The organism is Vreelandella nanhaiensis, assembly GCF_003990185.1.
GTDB lineage: Bacteria > Pseudomonadota > Gammaproteobacteria > Pseudomonadales > Halomonadaceae > Vreelandella > Vreelandella nanhaiensis.
Genome location: NZ_RZHF01000015.1, coordinates 358,532 through 376,737, shown reverse-complemented (window position 1 = coordinate 376,737; position 18,206 = coordinate 358,532). Strand labels below are relative to the sequence as shown.

At 57.1% G+C, this 18,206-nt stretch carries 18 protein-coding genes; 8 read left to right on the top strand and 10 right to left on the bottom strand.

The window, feature by feature from the left end; genetic code table 11:
* Nucleotides 1-6: 6 nt before the first annotated feature.
* The 3 genes from ELY38_RS12025 to trhO form a co-directional block, all read right to left on the bottom strand.
* A complete protein-coding gene (locus tag ELY38_RS12025) occupies nt 7-828 on the bottom strand; it encodes an IclR family transcriptional regulator (protein ID WP_126952272.1) in 822 nt (273 codons plus the stop codon).
* A 96-nt stretch (nt 829-924) separates the two neighbouring features.
* The gene (locus ELY38_RS12020) at nt 925-1,728 is read right to left on the bottom strand and encodes an enoyl-CoA hydratase (protein ID WP_127062517.1); all 804 of its coding nucleotides are present in this window, start codon (nt 1,726-1,728) and stop codon (nt 925-927) included.
* A gap of 125 nt (nt 1,729-1,853) precedes the next feature.
* Complete coding sequence (gene trhO / locus ELY38_RS12015) at nt 1,854-2,801, bottom strand: oxygen-dependent tRNA uridine(34) hydroxylase TrhO (protein ID WP_127062516.1); 948 nt, start codon at nt 2,799-2,801, stop codon at nt 1,854-1,856.
* A gap of 241 nt (nt 2,802-3,042) precedes the next feature.
* Between trhO and ELY38_RS12010 the strand changes: the two genes are divergently transcribed.
* Nucleotides 3,043-3,732, top strand: a complete 690-nt coding sequence (locus ELY38_RS12010) for a pirin family protein (RefSeq protein ID WP_127062515.1) — start codon at nt 3,043-3,045, stop codon at nt 3,730-3,732.
* A 72-nt stretch (nt 3,733-3,804) separates the two neighbouring features.
* On the opposite strand, the gene serA is transcribed toward ELY38_RS12010, so the two are convergent.
* Nucleotides 3,805-5,049, bottom strand: a complete 1,245-nt coding sequence (gene serA, locus ELY38_RS12005) for a phosphoglycerate dehydrogenase (RefSeq protein ID WP_127062514.1) — start codon at nt 5,047-5,049, stop codon at nt 3,805-3,807.
* 260 nt (nt 5,050-5,309) lie between these two features.
* Between serA and ELY38_RS12000 the strand changes: the two genes are divergently transcribed.
* The 3 genes from ELY38_RS12000 to dxs are packed head-to-tail and all read left to right on the top strand — an operon-like array spanning nt 5,310 to nt 8,392.
* Complete coding sequence (locus ELY38_RS12000) at nt 5,310-5,597, top strand: exodeoxyribonuclease VII small subunit (protein ID WP_127062513.1); 288 nt, start codon at nt 5,310-5,312, stop codon at nt 5,595-5,597.
* A complete protein-coding gene (ispA, locus tag ELY38_RS11995; protein WP_127062512.1) occupies nt 5,591-6,481 on the top strand; it encodes a (2E,6E)-farnesyl diphosphate synthase in 891 nt (296 codons plus the stop codon). Before ELY38_RS12000 ends, ispA begins: the two co-directional genes overlap by 7 nt.
* Nucleotides 6,482-8,392: a 1-deoxy-D-xylulose-5-phosphate synthase gene (gene dxs / locus ELY38_RS11990; protein WP_127062511.1), complete on the top strand. Its 1,911-nt coding sequence runs from the start codon at nt 6,482-6,484 to the stop codon at nt 8,390-8,392.
* Nucleotides 8,393-8,623: 231 nt separating this feature from the next.
* Here dxs and ELY38_RS19225 read toward each other — a convergent pair whose 3' ends face one another.
* Nucleotides 8,624-8,959, bottom strand: coding sequence for a hypothetical protein (locus ELY38_RS19225; protein WP_127062510.1), 336 nt, complete (start codon nt 8,957-8,959; stop codon nt 8,624-8,626).
* 162 nt (nt 8,960-9,121) lie between these two features.
* Between ELY38_RS19225 and djlA the strand changes: the two genes are divergently transcribed.
* A complete protein-coding gene (gene djlA, locus ELY38_RS11980; protein ID WP_127062509.1) occupies nt 9,122-9,883 on the top strand; it encodes a co-chaperone DjlA in 762 nt (253 codons plus the stop codon).
* Here the strand turns inward: djlA and ELY38_RS11975 are convergent.
* A complete protein-coding gene (locus tag ELY38_RS11975) occupies nt 9,880-10,821 on the bottom strand; it encodes a LysR family transcriptional regulator (RefSeq protein WP_127062508.1) in 942 nt (313 codons plus the stop codon). The two genes, djlA and ELY38_RS11975, sit on opposite strands and share 4 nt — an antisense overlap.
* A gap of 165 nt (nt 10,822-10,986) precedes the next feature.
* Here ELY38_RS11975 and aptA point away from each other — a divergent pair, with 165 nt between their 5' ends.
* The 3 genes from aptA (at nt 10,987) to ELY38_RS11960 (ending at nt 14,628) form a co-directional block, all read left to right on the top strand.
* Nucleotides 10,987-12,330, top strand: a complete 1,344-nt coding sequence (gene aptA / locus ELY38_RS11970; protein ID WP_127062507.1) for an omega-aminotransferase AptA — start codon at nt 10,987-10,989, stop codon at nt 12,328-12,330.
* Nucleotides 12,331-12,366: 36 nt separating this feature from the next.
* Nucleotides 12,367-13,857, top strand: a complete 1,491-nt coding sequence (locus tag ELY38_RS11965; protein WP_127062506.1) for a CoA-acylating methylmalonate-semialdehyde dehydrogenase — start codon at nt 12,367-12,369, stop codon at nt 13,855-13,857.
* A gap of 141 nt (nt 13,858-13,998) precedes the next feature.
* Nucleotides 13,999-14,628 carry a glutathione S-transferase family protein gene (locus tag ELY38_RS11960; RefSeq protein WP_127062505.1) on the top strand — a complete coding sequence of 210 codons (630 nt, stop codon included), beginning with the start codon at nt 13,999-14,001 and terminating at the stop codon, nt 14,626-14,628.
* A 4-nt stretch (nt 14,629-14,632) separates the two neighbouring features.
* Here the strand turns inward: ELY38_RS11960 and trhA are convergent, their stop codons facing one another.
* The 4 genes from trhA to ribA all read right to left on the bottom strand — a co-directional run bounded on the left by trhA (nt 14,633) and on the right by ribA (nt 18,000).
* The gene (gene trhA / locus ELY38_RS11955) at nt 14,633-15,304 is read right to left on the bottom strand and encodes a PAQR family membrane homeostasis protein TrhA (RefSeq protein WP_127062504.1); all 672 of its coding nucleotides are present in this window, start codon (nt 15,302-15,304) and stop codon (nt 14,633-14,635) included.
* 200 nt (nt 15,305-15,504) lie between these two features.
* On the bottom strand, nt 15,505-16,044 hold the full coding sequence (locus tag ELY38_RS11950) for a hypothetical protein (protein WP_127062503.1): 540 nt from the start codon (nt 16,042-16,044) through the stop codon (nt 15,505-15,507).
* A gap of 23 nt (nt 16,045-16,067) precedes the next feature.
* On the bottom strand, nt 16,068-17,237 hold the full coding sequence (locus ELY38_RS11945) for a zinc-dependent alcohol dehydrogenase (protein ID WP_127062502.1): 1,170 nt from the start codon (nt 17,235-17,237) through the stop codon (nt 16,068-16,070).
* Between the two features lie 127 nt (nt 17,238-17,364).
* The gene (ribA, locus tag ELY38_RS11940) at nt 17,365-18,000 is read right to left on the bottom strand and encodes a GTP cyclohydrolase II (protein ID WP_127062501.1); all 636 of its coding nucleotides are present in this window, start codon (nt 17,998-18,000) and stop codon (nt 17,365-17,367) included.
* Between the last annotated feature and the right edge of the window lie 206 nt (nt 18,001-18,206).

Here is an 18,206-nt window from a genome sequence, read left to right as displayed (position 1 = left end):
CCGTAATTAACGCGGCACCTGGCCACCCAGTTGAGCGGTAATTTCATCGGCCACCTGACGTACCAGTGTTCCCAGCGCGAGCAAACGCGACTCGGGAATTCGCGCCATGGGGCCCGAAACGGAAATCGCGGCCAGCGGTGAGACGTGTTCATCGTAGACGCAGGCGGCCACACAGTGCAGGCCAATGGCATGTTCTTCACGATCACAGGCAAACCCTTGCCGACCAATTTGTTGTATTTCCGACAACAGCGCATCGGGACTACACAATGTATTTTCGGTAACGCGGGCAAGCTCTCGGTTATCCAGAAAGCGGGCGCGCTCGTCGGCAGGCATCCAGGCCAGTAGCGCCTTCCCCACGCCAGAAGCGTGCAGCGGCGCCCGCGAACCCAGGCGGGTAATCATGCGCATCATTTGGGGCGATTCGTGCTGGGCCAGAAAGACCGCCGTATCACCATCGCGAATTCCCAGGTTGGCGGTTTCGCCTGTTTCAGCGGTCAGGCGACGCAAAAAGGGGCGGCTGGTCGCCACCACGTCGCGGGCCTCCAGGAAGCTGTTGCCAATACGGAAGGTTTTGACATCGATACGCCATAACCCTTGCTCGTCATCCTGGGTAACAAACCCCTGACTTTGCAGGGCCTGGAGCAGACGGTGGGTGGTGGAAGGGGCCAGTTCGGCTTTTTCAGCCACATCTGACAGGGCGAGCCCCAAAGGGCTTGCCGCCAAATACTCCAGTAGCGTTAGGCCACGTACCAGCGATTGGCTATGCCCGCCGCCCGCTTTGGCGGCGTTTGCCGGACGCCCAACCGTTCTACGCTTGGCTTCACTCACCCTGCTCTCTCCTGAAGGCGCAAAACCCACAGGATAACGCGCCGTCATGACGCTGTCGCGTTTACGGAAACGAATTCCACTAATAGCGGGTATGCGCTAGCGGTGTTGCCAACGCGGCGGGCGCTTGCCGATAAACGCATCAATACCTTCTGCGGCGTCAAGTGTTTGCATATTGCAGGCCATGGTTTCCCCGGCAAATGCGTAGGCCTCATCCAGCGGCATGGCCAGCTGGCGTGCAAACATGGCCTTTCCCGTTCTCACCGCCACGGCACTTTTGGCGCAGATACTATCCGTCAGCGCCTGAACGGCGTCGTCGAGTGCCGCATCTTCGACAACCCGATTGATTAAGCCCCATTCAGCCGCTTGGGTGGCACTTATGAACTCGCCGGTCAGGAGCATTTCCATCGCCCGCTTGCGGGGCACATTACGCGACAGCGCCACGGCCGGTGTCGAGCAGAAAAGGCCTACATTAATGCCCGACACCGCAAACCGGGCACTCTGCGCGGCAACGGCTAAATCACAGCTGGCAACCAACTGGCAGCCAGCGGCGGTGGCAATACCCTGCACCTTGGCAATCACCGGGACCGGGAAATGAACGATAGCTTGCATCACCTCGCTACAGCGGGCAAAAAGCGCCTGGTGGTAAGCTTTATCAGGGTTGGCGCGCATCTGCTTTAAATCGTGCCCGGCACAGAAGGCTTTACCATTGGCTGCCAGCACCACACAGCGCACCTGCTCATCGTTTGCAAGATCCGCCAACGCCGTTTGAAGCGCCCCAAGCATCTGCTCGGAAAGTGTGTTAAACCGCTCTGGGGTATTGAGAGTGAGCGTGGTCACGCCCTGCTGATCATCGCGGAGCAGTAGCTCGGCTGCCAATGAAGTATCAGAAGAAACAGGCATAAAAGGCCCCTAGCGAAGCTGAATAATCTTCAGTCTAGTGCCTCACACGACCAAAACGGGATGCTTACGACCAAAGGCGACCACGGGCGTGGCCGCCTACTTAACATTAAGCCTTACGTTAGGCGTCAGGCTTTTTCGCGATGGTTGTAACCTAGCGGATGGGGCTGGCCGCGTGCCTTGGCAAGTTCGATCTGGCGCTGGCGCTCTCGGGCGGCAGCACGGGTTTTCTCAGGCAAAGAGTCGATGCAGTGCGGGCAGCTGATTCCGGGCTCATAGGCTGACGACTGCATGTCGTCGGCGGAAATCGGCATGCGGCAGGCGTGGCACTGGTCATAGGCACCTTTGCTCAGGTCGTGCCGCACCGCTACCCGGTTATCAAACACAAAGCACTCGCCGCGCCACAAAGACTTCTCTTCAGGGACTTTTTCCAGGTAGTTCAGCACGCCGCCCTTGAGGTGGTAAACCTCTTCAAAACCCTCTTTCAGCATAAAGCTGGAGGCTTTTTCACAGCGAATGCCGCCGGTGCAGAACATGGCGACTTTCTTGTGCTTCTCCGGATCATAGTGCTCGCGCACATACTCAGGAAACTCGCGGAACGTAGTGGTTTTAGGGTCAACCGCGCCTTCGAAGCTGCCAATCGCCACTTCGTAATCATTGCGGGTATCGATCACCAGCACTTCCGGGTCAGCAATCACGTCGTTCCAGTTTTCCGGCTCAACGTAAGTGCCCACGGTATCGTTGGGGTCGATGCCCGGTACGCCGAGCGTCACGATCTCTTTTTTAAGCTTGACCTTGGTGCGATAAAACGGCGTTTCGTCACAAAACGATTCTTTATGATCGATATCGGTCAGGCGCGGGTCGGCAGTCAGCCAGGCAAGCAGGGCATCAATGCCTTCGCGGGTGCCCGCCACAGTGCCGTTAATGCCTTCTTTGGCCAGCAGCAAGGTGCCTTTGACATCATTATCCAACATGGTCTGGCGCAGCGGCTCACGCAGCGCCTCAAAGTCATTCAAGGTGACAAACTTATACAGCGCCGCGACGACAATACGCGGCGTATCGGTAGGTGCAGACATGACAAGCTCCAGGTAGTCGCCCTCGCAAAGGGCGGACCGGGTTAATAAACGCGCATAGTCTAGCGCAAACCGCGTAATGCTTGAATCCTGCCAGATTGACGCAGGTCATTGGTGGCTTACAAATTCGTTAATTTTATCGATGTCATCATGCAGAAACCTTCACCCCACGCGATGTTATTCCAGGCGTATATTAAGCTCATTCTTTCAACAGCTATTCCTTCAACACACCTGGGAGCACAACATGAAAATTCGTCGCGCGGGTGAGCGGGGCTATGCAGACCACGGCTGGCTGCGTTCTTACCATACGTTCTCGTTTGCCAACTACCATGATCCTAAGCATATGGGCTTTCGCGCCCTGCGGGTGATCAACGAAGACCGTGTGGCCGGCGGTCATGGGTTTGGTGCCCACCCGCACCGGAATATGGAAATTATCTCCTATGTGCTGGAAGGCGAAATGGAACATAAGGACAACATGGGCAACGGCGAGGTCATGCGCCCAGGTGACGTACAGCGCATGTCGGCGGGCACTGGCGTGCTGCACAGCGAGTTCAACCACTCCAAAGAGAACGAGCTACACTTTTTGCAGATCTGGATTGAGCCCAAAGAGCTTGGCATTGCGCCCAGCTACGAGCAGAAGGCGTTTCCAGCAATTGACAGGCAGGGCCAGTGGCGCCTGGTGGCCTCGGCAGAGGGCCGGGAAGGTTCGATCAGCCTCAACCAGGACGTTAACCTTTACGCCGGCTTGTTTGATGCAGACGAAAGTGTCGTGACCCCAGCCACACGCTATGCCTGGCTGCACGTAGTAAAAGGCGCGGTGGAGGTTAATGGCGAACAGCTCAGCACCGGTGATGCCGCTGCGTTCCAGCCTGGCGATGCCATTAGCATGACCGGCAAGGATGCAAGTGAAGTGCTGCTGTTCGATCTGGCCTAACCTTCAGCCTTGCTAACCAAAACGGCTCCCTTTGAGGAGCCGTTTTTTTAGCCATTAGCCAAGCATTTTGCTTTAGCTATTGTGCGCTGAGTAAAGCGCGCGGATTTTCAGCGTATGCTCTACCTGCTTTAACGCTTCCAGCGCCTGCGGGCCGTAAGCCTTGTCGACATCAATGACCACATAGCCGACCTTGTCGTTGGTCTGCAGGTACTGACCAGAGATGTTGATGTCGTTTTCGGACAGCACGCGGTTAATTTCCGACAGCACGCCCGGCACGTTGTCATGAATATGCAGCAAGCGGTGCTTGTCGGGGTGCGCAGGCAGCGCCACTTCGGGGAAATTGACCGAGGTGATCGTGGTGCCGTTATCCGAGTAGGTAATCAACTTCTCGGCAACTTCGATGCCGATGTTTTCCTGGGCTTCAAGCGTAGAGCCACCGATATGCGGCGTCAGAATCACGTTTTCCAGGCCGCGAAGCGGGCTTTCAAACTCTTCGTTGTTGCCTTTCGGCTCAACCGGGAACACGTCAATAGCGGCGCCGTTCAGATGGCCTGACTTGATGGCATCGGCCAGCGGTTCGATTTCCACCACGCTACCGCGCGAGGCATTGATGAGGATGGCGCCCGGCTTCATGGCGGCGATCTCCTTGCCACCAATCATCCAGCGGGTAGAGGGCAAATCCGGCACATGCAGGCTGACCACATCCGAGCGGCTTAACAGCTCATCAAGGGTGGCTACCTGGCTTGCGTTACCCATGCCAAGCTTGGTGATAATGTCGAAATAGATAACGTTGAAGCCCAGGGATTCGGCGAGCACGGAAAGCTGTGCGCCGATGCTGCCGTAACCCACGATACCCAGGGTCTTGCCCCGCGCTTCATGAGAGTTATTGGCAGATTTCAGCCATCCGCCCTGGTGGGCACGCGCATTCTTCTCGGGAATACCGCGCAGCAGCATGATGGCTTCGGCCAACACCAGCTCCGCTACCGAACGCGTGTTGGAGTAAGGCGCGTTGAACACGGCAATCCCGCGTTTTAGTGCCGCATCCAGATCCACCTGATTGGTTCCGATACAGAAACAGCCAACGCCAACCAGCTTCTCCGCTGCGGCAAACACCCGCTCATTGAGCTGGGTACGTGAACGAATACCGATGAAATGCACATCACGGATCTTTTCGATCAGCGACGCTTCATCTAGCGATGTCGGCAAATGCTCGATATTTTCATATCCGGCATTGTGAAAATTGTCCACCGCGCTTTGGTGGACGCCCTCGAGTAGCAGGATCTTGATCTTGCTCTTTTCCAGGGACGTTTTAGCCATGGCTGAATCAACCTCTATGGTCGGCGGCGTGCGCCGTGTATCGGTTCACGGAAAGGCCGTATAGTAGCACAACGCACATGCATCAGGCCTTTGCGGCCGGATGAAATGTCTGCGTTTGCAAGATGAAAACAGTGCAAGTACCTGCAAAAATAGGCGGGGGCAGACGCCACCCCCTAGCCTCGGTGTATACTGTGCGTTTACGTTGCAGATACGCGCGCTGCCTTTTGATTGGGGCGCCAGACAACAGTAGGCATTGACCAATGAGCGATACCGCACCTTCACCGCAGGATTTTGCGGCCACGGTTGAACAACTGGAAACCATCGTAGAACGCTTGGAATCAGGCGAGCTCTCATTGGAAGATGCGCTCGGCGCCTTCGAGCAGGGCGTGCGGTTAACCCGCGATGCGCAGCAGCGTCTGGACACTGCGGAGCTGAAAGTACGCGCACTGAGCGAAGACAGCGAAGGTCGTTTAAATGTTACCCCCTTCGCCAGTGACGAGACGCCCAGGGATGACGCCAATGAGGGTAAGGAGACACCGCCATGGTAGCCACTCAAACGGCTTCGCTTACGGCCCTGCGCAAGGCCAGCACCACTCGGGTAGACGCCACACTTAACGCCCTGTTTGATGAGCGTACCGTGGTTCCCCGGCTTGATGATGCCATGCGCCACGGGCTTCTGGTGGGCGGCAAGCGCCTACGTCCATTGCTTGTCTATCTTGCCGGGCAGGCACTCGGCGCACGCGATGAAGACCTTGACGCCCCGGCAGCGGCCATTGAGCTGATTCATGCCTACTCGCTTGTTCATGACGACCTACCCGCCATGGATGACGACGAGCTGCGCCGAGGCCAGCCTACTGTGCATATCGCCTATGATGAAGCCACCGCGATTCTGGCCGGTGATGCGCTGCAAACTCTGGCCTTTGAAGTACTAGCACGCACCGCGCACCCGCGACTGGGCAACCTGGTCATGACCCTGGCTACAGCCTCGGGCCGCACCGGCATGGTGGCTGGCCAGGCGCTGGACCTGGCCGCCGTGGGCGGCCACCCAGACGTTGACGCGCTTGCGCACATGCACATCCACAAGACCGGCGCGCTGATTGTTGCGGCAGTTCGGCTGGGCGGGCTGATCGCCGTGGATGAAGCTGATCCGCGTTTAGAAGCCCTGACTCGCTACGCGCGCGCCATTGGTCTAGCCTTCCAGATTCATGACGATGTGCTTGACGTGACCGGTGATACTGCCACGCTCGGCAAGACATCCGGCGCCGATTCCGCCCGCGCCAAGCCGACGTACCCCAGCCTGTTGGGGCTTGACGGCGCGCAGCAAAAAGCGCGCATCCTGATTGACGAGGCCATTGCCGCCCTCGCCCCGTTAGGCGAGCAAGCCGCACCCCTGGCCGAATTAGCCCACTATATGATCGAGCGCGACCACTAGATGCCCATGAAGCTGTTCGACGAGATTCCCCGCGAGCGCCCGGCAACGCCGCTGCTCGACTCCTTTGATCATCCCGCTGCGCTGCGGGCCATGAATACCCAGCAGCTTGCCCAACTGGCTGACGAGCTGCGTGCCTACCTGCTTTACAGCGTGGGCGTTTCCGGCGGCCACTTTGGCGCAGGCCTTGGCGTGGTAGAGCTAAGCGTGGCCCTGCACCACGCGTTTCATACGCCCAAGGACCGCTTGGTATGGGATGTCGGCCATCAGGCCTACCCGCACAAAATCCTCACCGGCCGCCGCGAAGCGATGCTGAGTATTCGCCAGCACGGCGGCTTGGCTGCGTTTCCTCGCCGTGCTGAATCCGAGTACGACACCTTTGGCGTGGGCCACTCCAGCACCTCAATTTCTGCCGCACTCGGCATGGCGCTGGCAGCCCAGGCCAAAGGCGACAACCGCCGCGTCTGTGCGATCATTGGCGATGGCGCGCTCACGGCAGGCATGGCCTTTGAAGCGCTGGCTCACGCGGGCCACGTCAATGCCAATATGCTGGTCGTGCTCAACGACAACGAGATGTCGATTTCAGAAAACGTTGGCGGCTTGGCTACTTACCTTGCCCGGATGATGGCAAGCAAGCCCTACCTGAAGATGCGCGAAGAGGGTAAAAGAGTACTCTCTCATCTGCCTGGCGCACTCGAATTGGCCAAACGCACCGAAGAGCACATGAAGGGCATGGTCAGCCCCGCCACGCTGTTCGAGGAGATGGGCTTTCATTACATTGGCCCGATTGATGGGCATGACCTTGAAGCGCTCACCGAGGCGCTTACCAACCTGCGCGAACTGGATGGTCCGCAGTTTCTGCATATCAAGACCTGCAAGGGCAAAGGCTTTTTACCCGCCGAGGCGGACCAGATTGGCTACCACGCCATCACCAAGCTGGAAAAGACCAGCGTGGCGCCCGCAGCTCCTCCCAAGACGCCAGCGGCTCCCAAAAAAAAGTACTGCAATGTGTTTGGCGATTGGCTGTGCGACATGGCCGCAAGCGATTCACGCCTGATGGGGATCACCCCCGCCATGCGCGAAGGCTCCGACCTGATTCGTTTCTCCAAGGAGTATCCGGCGCGCTACTTTGACGTGGCCATTGCCGAACAGCACGCCGTCACGCTGGCGGCTGGCATGGCCTGTGAAGGCATGAAGCCGGTGGTGGCGATCTATTCCACGTTTTTGCAGCGCGGCTATGACCAGCTGATTCACGACGTGGCGGTACAGGACTTGGACGTTACCTTTGCCATTGACCGGGCGGGTCTGGTGGGCGAAGACGGCCCCACCCACCACGGCAACATGGATCTCTCTTTCCTGCGCTGTGTGCCGGGCATGGTGATCATGGCTCCTGCCGATGAAGCCGAGTGCCGCGCCATGTTGAGTGCGGCCTACCACCACCCAGGCCCCGCGGCGGTTCGTTACCCGCGTGGCACCGGCCCTGGTGTGGAGATTCCCGAACATCTGGACTCGCTCCCCATTGGCAAGGCAGAAGTGCGTCGCCAGTCCAAAAGCGACGGCGTGCGCATTGCGTTGCTCGCCTTTGGCAGTTTAAACACCGCAGCTGCCGAGGTTGCTGAAAAGCTCAATGCCACGCATATCAATATGCGTTCCATCAAGCCGCTGGATCGCGACGCGGTACTCCACGCCGCCGATGAACATGAGCTTTTGATTACGCTTGAAGAGAACGTGGTAGCCGGCGGCGCGGGCAGCGCCATCAACGAGTTGCTTCACGCCGAAGGCGTACAGATCGAAGTACTCAATCTTGGTTTGCCCGACGCCTTTGTCGAGCACGGCACCCCGGAAGAATTGCTCCGCGATTGCGGCCTGGATGCCGAAGGCATCGAAGCCGCCATTCGTCAACGGCTGCCTTAACGCTCAACCGAGCGGCGGTTTTATCAACGCCACCCGCAGCGCCGGGCTGGCGCCGCCTGCGGGCTGGGCACTAACCCAGCCCGCCTATCCAAGCTCCACGCAGGCGCGCCGAATCAGGTCGCACTTAATGTCTAGGTGTCTGACCAGCAGCGCGCTTGAAACGCCTTTTTCAGAGGGCGGTGATGTATCAAGCGCCAGCAGCGCCGGGGCGGCTAGCCCGCCGCGTTGCCGTCAACGTCCGTGCACCCCAGGCAGGGCAAAATAAGCACACCTTTGCCGGTGACGAGATGGCTGCAGTAGAGTTTCGCATTGGAGAAGTGCCGCACCAAATTTCCCCAGATTACCGCACAGCAGCAGGTTAACGATTTCACGCACCGCTGGCACTGAGTGCATGTACTGAGAGGTGCCCATGGCCCAACAGGTAATCGTGGCCTTGGAGCAGCTATGTAGCAAATGCTCTTGCTTACTGCCTTGAGCGCACCCCACGCCTGCCGGGTTGTGATACTCAAAAACCTTGGGATCGTGTACCGTAGAGCTTTTTGGGGCGCCCGGGCTGGGTGAGGACATTGTGCTTCTCCAAGCAAAAGGGCAGAAAGCTTAGCGATAAATTTTAGCAAGCTTTCTTTTATTGCTTTACGTTCGGTGAAAGCGCCGCTTGGTCAAACGGTAAAGCCTAAATGCGATCGCCGTCCGGCTGCCCTCCCCTGACTTCTAACGCTAGAGAGAGCCATGCTACTTCTGATTGTGTTTTTTGCCCTCATTGGTCTTGCCACGGGCGGCCCCGTTGGTTTGCTCATTGGCGGCGCCTTGGGCTGGTGGCTGGGGCGGCGCCTTGGCAAGCGCTTGAGGGAGGCGCGCATGCGCCTTCAGGAAGGTTTTCTGGAGTCGATTTTCTCGGTGATGGGCTGCCTATGCCAGGCCGACGGTAAAGTCACTGACGGCGAGCTGAGCATTGCCGAAAAGCTATTTGACCAGATGCACCTGCAGGGCGAGCAGCGAGCCAAGGCGCGCGCTGCTTTTGAGCGGGGCCGAGCGGATGACTTTGATCTTGATGCCGAGCTTGCAAGCGTTGGCCGCCTGACCCAGCACCAGCCGGTCATGCGTCAGGTATTTTTACAGGTCCAGCTCTCAGCCATCGCAGCTGACGGTGTACTGCATCCTGAAGAGCATAAAATGATCCTGCGGGTAGCGCGTGGCATCGGCTGTAGCGAGGCGGAAGTCCAGCAAATCGAGGCTATGCTGCATGGCGCGGCCGCCAATTCCCAAGGGGCGAGCGAAGAGGCCCTTAAAGACGCCTACCGCGTGCTGGGCGTTTCTGAGGATGCCAGCGACGCCGATATCAAAAAAGCCTATCGCAAGCTGATGAGCCAAAACCACCCGGACAAGTTGGCGGGCAAAGGCCTTCCCGAAAGCATGCGTGAGGTGGCCCAGGCGCGCACCAGTGAAATCGGAAACGCCTACGAGCGCATTCGCAAGGCGCGTGGCAACTAGCAAGACGCGCTCTTCTGTGGCGAACTTATCAAACGTTGAAGCTCGTCAAGATAGCTTTCCAACACCCGGTTGGGCGGCGCTCCCTTGCGGGTGATCGCGCTGTATTGGGTATCGTAATGCCAGCGTTTGGGGTCTATGGCGCGCATCTTGCCATCGCGCACCCAGCGCTCGGCATAGTGCGTGGGTAGATAGCCGATATACCGACCTGACAGAATCAGAAAGGCCGTTCCTTCCCGGTCCGTGGCGGACGCTGTGGCGTTTAACGGTTCATGCAGCGCCTTGATGGCGGGCGTTTGAGCGTATGCGGGGATAACCGCATCGCAGTCAGCCAGCTGGCTTGCCGTGAGTGGCCCGGCATCGAATAATGGATGATTGGCCGCGCAATAAAGCTGTGAGGCTTCGGCATAAAGCGGCAGATACGTGAGTCCGGGAAGCGACTTTAGCGCCGGGATCACCCCAGTGTGCAAACGCCCATCCAATACCCCCGTTTCAATATCGTTGGGCGAAATCATGCGTATGTTGATATGTACATCTGGCCCACGCGTTTTAAGCGCGCTCAAGGCGTTGGTGATGTGCATGTCGGGCATCGTTACCAGATTATCGGTAATACCAATATTCAGCTCACCCTTTAACCAGGCATGCAGGCTGTTTACCCGCGTTCGAAACCCTTCCGTTGCGGCCAGAAGCTGAAGCGTCGCTTCATAGACCTCGGCCCCTTCTTCGGTAACGGCAAAGCCGCCTCGCCCGCGCTGACACAGGCGTAACCCCAAGCGCGTTTCAAGATCGCTCATCGCCATGCTGATGGCCGCCCGGCTGATTTGCAGTTCAATTTCTGCCGCGGAAAAGCCGCCGCACTCCACAACCTTGCGATAGATTCTCAGCAGACGCAGCTCAGCGTCACTTAGCTTGCCGCTCAACGCTTCCCGGCGACGCGACATTGGCGTTTCCTCATGCTTGGTTATCCAGCAACCACGCTAGCACCGCCCCCAGCAAAAGTTAACTAACGGCTTATAGGTAATTAACCATTTATGGATTTAACTTATCCTTCTGGGCCGCTAGCCTCATTCAATAACACCCATAAGACACTATAACGAGGTGCGGCCATGCAAGACTTGCAGGCTTCTCAAACCGCCGGTTTAAGCCCCGAACAGCTGGATGCCTACTGGATGCCGTATACCGGCAACCGCCAGTTCAAGCGCGATCCGCGTATTATCGTGAGCGCCCAGGGAAGCTACCTGAAAGATGCTCAGGGTCGGCGCATTTTTGACGGCCTTTCCGGCTTATGGACCTGCGGCGCGGGCCACTGTCGTCCTGAAATCACCCAGGCCGTCAGCCAGCAGTTAAACCAGCTGGACTACTCCCCCGCTTTCCAGTTTGGCCACCCCAAAGCTTTTGAACTCGCCCACCGCCTTCGCGAACTCACGCCCAAGGGGCTTAATTACGTCTTTTTCACCGGTTCCGGTTCAGAAAGCGCCGACACCTCGCTCAAAATTGCCCGCGCTTACTGGCGCAAGAAAGGCAAACCGACCAAAACCAAGCTGTTGGGCCGCTCGAAGGGCTACCACGGTGTCAACTTTGGCGGGATAAGCGTCGGTGGTATTGGTGCCAACCGGGCACTGTTTGGCCAGGGCATTGATGCCGACCACCTGCCGCATACGCTGATAACAGAGAACGCGTTCAGCAAAGGCATGCCTGAGCACGGCGCCGAGCGCGCCGAGGATCTGCTTGAGCTGATTGCCCTGCACGATGCCTCCAATATCGCTGCGGTGATTGTTGAACCCATGGCAGGCTCGGCCGGGGTGATTCCACCGCCCAAGGGTTATTTGAAGCGGCTGCGTGAAATCTGCAATCAACACGATATTTTGCTGATTTTCGATGAGGTCATCACCGGCTTTGGGCGTACGGGGTCGATGACTGGCGCTGAGGAGTTTGGCGTCGTGCCGGATATCATGAACGTTGCCAAACAGCTCACCAATGGCGCCGTTCCCATGGGTGCGGTGATTGTTCAAAACGATATCTATCAAACTTTTATGGAGCAGGGCGGGCCGGATTATATGCTGGAGCTACCCCACGGTTATACCTACTCCGGCCATCCGGTCGCCTGCGCGGCGGGCCTGGCCGCGCTCGACGTGCTGGAAAACGACCGCCTGATCGAGCGAGTGCGTCACATGAGCCCGGTTTTTGAAGAGGCGCTGCATAGCCTCAAGGGCAGCCGTTACGTCAGCGATATCCGTAATTACGGCCTGGCGGGCGCCCTGCAAATTGAACCCTACCCAGGAGAACCCGCGCGCAGACCCTATGAAATCGCCATGAAGTGCTGGGAAAAGGGCTTTTACGTGCGCTATGGCGGCGACACCATTCAGCTTGGCCTGCCGTTTATCGTTGAGCCTGATGAGATCGACCGGCTGATCAACGTGCTTGGCGATACGCTCAACGAACTCGACTAATGATTTCAATACTTCACGATGATATGAGGCAGCACCATGACCATGCTTAATCACTTAATCAATGGCGCACGCGTCAATAGCCAAGGCCGTACCCAGGATATCTATAACCCTTCTACCGGGGAGGTATCCGGGCAAGTGAGCCTGGCCAGCAAGGCTACGGTTGAAGAGGCCATTGCCGCCGCTCATAAAGCGTACCCTGAGTGGCGCAATACGCCCCCTGCCAAACGAGCACGGGTTATGTTCCGCTTCAAGCAGCTGCTGGAGCAGAACGCTGATGAAATCGCCCACCTGATTGGCCAGGAGCACGGCAAGATCAGCCATGATGCGGCCGGTGAGTTACAGCGCGGCATCGAGAACGTCGAGTATGCCTGTGGCGTTCCTGAGCTTTTAAAAGGCGAGTACAGCAAGAATACCGGACCGGGCATCGACTCGTGGAGCGAGTTCCAGCCATTGGGCGTAGTGGCAGGCATTACCCCATTCAACTTCCCGGCCATGGTGCCGCTCTGGATGTACCCCATGGCGATTGCCTGCGGTAACACCTTCGTGCTGAAACCTTCCGAGCGCGATCCTACTTCAGCGCTGTATATCGCCGAACTGGCCCTGGAGGCGGGTCTACCTGCGGGCGTCTTGAACGTGGTTAACGGCGACAAGGAAGCGGTGGACACGCTGCTTGATGACCCACGCGTACAGGCAGTCAGCTTTGTGGGCTCAACGCCGATTGCCGAGTACATCTACAGCCGCGCCAGCGCCAACGGCAAGCGCTGCCAGGCGCTCGGTGGGGCTAAGAATCATGCGATTGTAATGCCTGATGCGGATATGGATTATGTGGTCAGCTCACTCACCGGCGCAGCCTTTGGCTCTTCCGGCGAGCGCTGCATGGCGCTGTCAGTTGCCGTAGCAGTGGGAGATAAAGCCGCCGATACCTTGATTGAAAAAATGAAAAGCCGGATGGAGTCACTCAAGGTGGGCGCCTTTTCGGATGCCAATAACGACTTTGGCCCGGTGATCACCCAGGCGCATCGGGAAAAAGTGCTTGGCTATATCAACAGCGCCGAGCAGCAGGGTGCCAGCGTCGTAGTGGATGGCCGCAACATCATGGTGCCAGGTTACGAGAACGGCTTTTTCGTGGGCGGCACGCTGATTGACCGCGTAACGCCTGAGATGACCTGTTATCAGGAAGAAATCTTTGGTCCGGTACTGCTGGTAGTACGCGCGGGCTCCATGGAGCAGGCCATGCAATTAATCGATGATCATGAGTACGGCAACGGTACGTGCATTTACACCCGCGATGGCGAGGCCGCCCGCTACTTCAGCGATAATATTCAGGTTGGCATGGTGGGGATTAATGTACCGCTCCCAGTGCCGGTTTCCTACCACAGCTTCGGGGGCTGGAAGCGCTCGCTGTTCGGCGATTTATCCGCCTACGGCCCTGATGCGGTGCGCTTTTATACCAAGCGTAAGACCATTACCCAGCGTTGGCCTTCTGCGGGTATTCGAGAAGGTGCCCAGTTCGCGTTCCCTGCCTAATGGCGGCTCGCCCCCGATGAACGCGGCCTCCGAAGGGGCCGCTTTGTGGCCATGCCAGTATCGACAGCCTGATACGTAGCCGTTAAATTAAAGTTGTCTTCTTTTCGCCAGTTACGGTTGGCACCCTGTTAGGAGCACGCCATGATTACGTTGTACAGCTTTCCCCACTCTCGCTCGCTGCGCGCCGCCTGGACGCTTGAAGAGCTAGGCCTGGACTATGATTGCCGCCATGTCGCGCTAGATAAAGGTGAAGGCCAAACTCCGGAACACTTGGCGCGCCATCCAGATGGTAAAGTGCCGGTGCTTGAAGACGGCGAGCTCACACTATTTGAGTCTTCCGCCATTTGCCGTTACTTGGCCGAGCAGTATGGTGAGGGCAAGCTACTACCTACTAACGCCGCTGAGCGTGTCCAGGTCGACCAGTGGCTTAGCTTTATCGTCACCGAAATCGAACAACCACTCTGGACCCACGCCAAGCACAAATTTGCGCTGCCTGAAGACAAGCGCGTGCCCGCTATCGTACAGACGGCTATGTGGGAATTTCAGCGTGCGCTGTGCGCACTGGAGCGGCGCTTTCAAGGCCAGGAAACTCTGGTGGGCAGAACTTTCACGCTGGCCGACTTGTTTCTTACCCATACACTTTCCTGGGCCATCAGTATGAAACACCGCCTGCCTGAGCCGCTAGTGGCTTATCAAAAACGCCATGCCCAGCGCCCGGCCTTGGCAAAAGCGGTGGCGCGTGAGAAGCAAGCGGCTGAGTCAGGTATTTAGCGCTTTAAGTCGAATACGGCAGTACGGCTGCCACTACCGCAAAGTAGTGGCATACGCTGCCCGCCACCACAAACAGATGCCAAATAGCGTGGTTGTAGGGGATCGCCCGTACGGCGTAGAAAATCACGCCCAATGTGTAGAAAATACCTCCCGCCGCTAACAGGGTAATCCCGGTTACTGAGAGGCTGGAGGTCATTTCTTCGGTCGCCAACACAATCATCCAGCCCATTAGCAGATAAATCACTACTCTTAAGACCGCGAAGCGCTGCGGCCACAGCAGTTTGCAGATAATCCCTATCAGCGCAAGTGACCACACGGCGGCAAACAGTGTCCAGCCGGTAGGGCCTCGCATATTCACAAGCAAAAACGGCGTGTAAGTACCCGCAATAAGAAGATAGATCGCGCAGTGATCCAGCAGCTGAAAGCGCTGCTTCCAGAGTCGATGCGGGATACCGTGATAAAGGGTAGAGGCGGTATACAGCAACACCAGCGTTATGCCGTACAAGCCAAGGCTCACGAGTTTCCACGGGTCGACCTGAGCGGTAATACTCGCCATCACCAGTAGCACCACGACCCCAACGATGCTCAGTAACGCGCCCACCCCATGGCTAATACTGTGCAGGCGTTCTTCTAAAGCGCTGAATTCTTCGGGTTCAACATCGTATGCGTTGCTCATACTCCTGATCCATTTTTAATAGCTACCGTTATCGAGCGATTAGTGCCAATCACCAGATCTCACTCTACCTTTCGAATATGACAAAACCCAGGCGTCGTTGGTTTGGCGTCTGGGTTTTGTGAGGCTATAAAACAGTAGCCGTTGTGATTAAAACACTGGACATAAAACACTGTGTTTAAAACAACGAAGAACCTGCTATATCAAATCGGCGGGTTGGGCAGCGCGTCCTGCATATCACGTGGCACTTCAAAACCACGCGCCGCGCCGCGGGCACTTTCAAGCCCTTGAGGGAAACCGCTGCGGTGGCTGTAATCTGGCGTGACGCCGGATTGGTAAGCATGGCGCTTAGCCAACTTCTGGGCACAGCAAATGTCTACCGCCGTGATAACGCCTACCGCCGTCAACGCGAGATATAGGTTCTTGCGTTTTGGGTTGTGCCTGTCCTGTAACGCGTAAGTCAACGCGGCAAGATCAATGACGTCGCCGCCCACCCGACTCCAGATTGCTGGAGTGGGGTTATCGGTAAGCGCGCCAATACCGCTGATCATTTCCCGGGCGCCGCAGGCGCGCATCTTATTCTCATGGCCTGGCATCCCCAACTGTTCGCCTAACTTGCGGGGCGCTAAAAGCTTATAAAGACCCAGGCCCAGACTTAACCATCCGAGCCCACGAGCCACTCTATCGGCGGTGCTGAGTGAGCGGGTCATGTTTGTTGATGGGGTGTTGTGGTGGTGATGCATACCTACCTCCATGTGTGAGTCGTTCAAGGTTTGAGAATGACCTTGACGCAACCATCCTGCTTCTCGCGGAAGGTCTTATACATTTCAGGCCCTTGATCCAGGCCTACGGAGTGGGTAATGACAAAGGAGGGGTCAATCTGACCTTCATCGATACGTCGCAGCAGGTCATCGGTCCAACGGTTAACATGGGTTTGGCCGGTGCGCACGGTCAGACCCTTATTCATCAGGGCACCCATGGGGATCTTGTCGACTAAGCCTCCGTAGACGCCGGGAATAGACAGGACACCGGCAGGACGACATACGTAAATCATCTCACGCAAAACATGGGCGCGATCGCTTTCAAGCATCATCGCCTGTTTGACCCGGTCATAGGCAGAGTCCAGTGAGCGCGTAGCATGGGCTTCAAGGCCCACAGCATCAATACACTTTTCTGGGCCTTTGCCGTTGGTCAGCTCCTGAAGCCGACCAAGCACGCTCTCATGATCGAAATTGATCGTTATTGCCCCGCCTGCCTGGGCCATGGAAAGGCGTTCAGGGACGTTGTCAATCACGATCACCTGCTGGGCACCTAGCATCACCGCGCTGCGGATACAGAACTGGCCCACAGGCCCTGCCCCCCAGATCGCCACCGTATCGGTGGGCTGGATATCGCATTGCACGGCGGCCTGCCAGCCGGTGGGGAAGATATCCCCCAGAAACAGCACCTGCTCGTCGGTGAGTGTGTCGGGGACTTTGATATGCGTGGTATCGGCAAAGGGGACGCGAACAAATTCTGCTTGGCCGCCTGCATAGCCGCCGGTCAGATGGGAATAGCCAAACAGCCCCGCCCCACCGTGACCAAAGGCTTTATCCGCCAGAGATTTGTTGCGGTTGGAGCGTTCACAAACCGAGTAATTGCCACGCTGACACTGCTCACATTCACCGCAGAAAATGGTGAATGGTACGACCACCCGATCGCCAACTTTAAGCTTCTTGTTAGCGCTACCCACCTCCATGACTTCGCCCATGAACTCGTGGCCAAGCACATCACCACACTCCATACCGGGTATAAAGTGATCGTAAAGGTGCATATCGGAGCCGCAGATAGCGCAGCTGCTTACATTAATGATTGCATCGCGGGGGTGTTCGATTTCGGGGTCGGGAACTGTGTCGTAGCGAACGTCATTTTTTCCGTGCCAGCAAAGTGCCTTCATCGTCGCTTCTCCTTACCTTTTGCCCATGATTAGCGTCCTGCCATGTATCACCATAGCTCAGACGCTGGGTAAAAAAGTTTAAGAAAAAGCAATTTTTGGCAGCTTTAGCCGCATTAAGGCGTTATGTTCAGCCTTTTCGCTCAATATCCACATCGCTTGCTTGGGTAAAGTCACCCAGCGCCATCATATGGCCAAGCTTGCCCGCCTTGGTCGCAAGGTACTGTTCGTTATGTGGATTAAGGCCGGTAGTAATAGGCAGCCGTTCAACCACATTGACGCCATCCCGGGTAAGCGCATCCACTTTACGCGGATTATTGGTCATCAGTTTGAGCGCAGTGATATTCAGGTGATTGAGCATGGGCACGCACAGGTCATAGCGGCGCATATCGGCACCAAACCCAAGCTGCTCGTTGGCTTCAACGGTGTCCGCGCCCTGGTCTTGCAGGTGGTAGGCCCGGATCTTGTTTAAAAGGCCGATACCCCGTCCTTCCTGACGCAGATAAAGCAGTACGCCACGCCCCTCTTCGGCAATACGCTTAAGCGCTTCCTGCAGTTGATAGCCACAGTCGCAGCGCATGGAAAACAGCGCATCGCCGGTCAAGCACTCTGAATGAACGCGCCCCAGCACCGGCTCTCCGCCGCTGACATCACCCAGGGTCAAGGCGATATGGTCCTTGCCCGTGGCTTCATCTTCGAAACCATGCATGGTAAAAGTGGCCCAAGGAGTGGGCAGCCGGGAAGCAGCAATGAAGCGAATGGTCACAGGTTACCTCGCTGATTAACCAAACCAGTTAACCACAACAGTATTGGCAAATGGACAGACAGTTTATCAGGAAGTGGCCATTAGCTCACGGCGGCCATGCATCTTGATCAATGAGAAAAATAGTGAGGTTGGATCGATTTATACAATGATGACGATTTCCTGACGCGCTATTTTCATGTATCGGTTTCGAGTGCTTCCATAAGGGG

Coding starts and splice junctions, on each gene's coding strand:
- ELY38_RS12020 (WP_127062517.1), bottom strand. CDS start 1,728: ATGCCTGTTTCTTCTGATACTTCATTGGCAGCCGAGCTACTGCTCCGC.
- trhO (WP_127062516.1), bottom strand. CDS start 2,801: ATGTCTGCACCTACCGATACGCCGCGTATTGTCGTCGCGGCGCTGTAT.
- ELY38_RS12010 (WP_127062515.1), top strand. CDS start 3,043: ATGAAAATTCGTCGCGCGGGTGAGCGGGGCTATGCAGACCACGGCTGG.
- serA (WP_127062514.1), bottom strand. CDS start 5,049: ATGGCTAAAACGTCCCTGGAAAAGAGCAAGATCAAGATCCTGCTACTC.
- ELY38_RS12000 (WP_127062513.1), top strand. CDS start 5,310: ATGAGCGATACCGCACCTTCACCGCAGGATTTTGCGGCCACGGTTGAA.
- ispA (WP_127062512.1), top strand. CDS start 5,591: ATGGTAGCCACTCAAACGGCTTCGCTTACGGCCCTGCGCAAGGCCAGC.
- dxs (WP_127062511.1), top strand. CDS start 6,482: ATGCCCATGAAGCTGTTCGACGAGATTCCCCGCGAGCGCCCGGCAACG.
- ELY38_RS19225 (WP_127062510.1), bottom strand. CDS start 8,959: ATGTCCTCACCCAGCCCGGGCGCCCCAAAAAGCTCTACGGTACACGAT.
- djlA (WP_127062509.1), top strand. CDS start 9,122: ATGCTACTTCTGATTGTGTTTTTTGCCCTCATTGGTCTTGCCACGGGC.
- ELY38_RS11975 (WP_127062508.1), bottom strand. CDS start 10,821: ATGTCGCGTCGCCGGGAAGCGTTGAGCGGCAAGCTAAGTGACGCTGAG.
- aptA (WP_127062507.1), top strand. CDS start 10,987: ATGCAAGACTTGCAGGCTTCTCAAACCGCCGGTTTAAGCCCCGAACAG.
- ELY38_RS11965 (WP_127062506.1), top strand. CDS start 12,367: ATGACCATGCTTAATCACTTAATCAATGGCGCACGCGTCAATAGCCAA.
- ELY38_RS11960 (WP_127062505.1), top strand. CDS start 13,999: ATGATTACGTTGTACAGCTTTCCCCACTCTCGCTCGCTGCGCGCCGCC.
- trhA (WP_127062504.1), bottom strand. CDS start 15,304: ATGAGCAACGCATACGATGTTGAACCCGAAGAATTCAGCGCTTTAGAA.
- ELY38_RS11950 (WP_127062503.1), bottom strand. CDS start 16,044: ATGCATCACCACCACAACACCCCATCAACAAACATGACCCGCTCACTC.
- ELY38_RS11945 (WP_127062502.1), bottom strand. CDS start 17,237: ATGAAGGCACTTTGCTGGCACGGAAAAAATGACGTTCGCTACGACACA.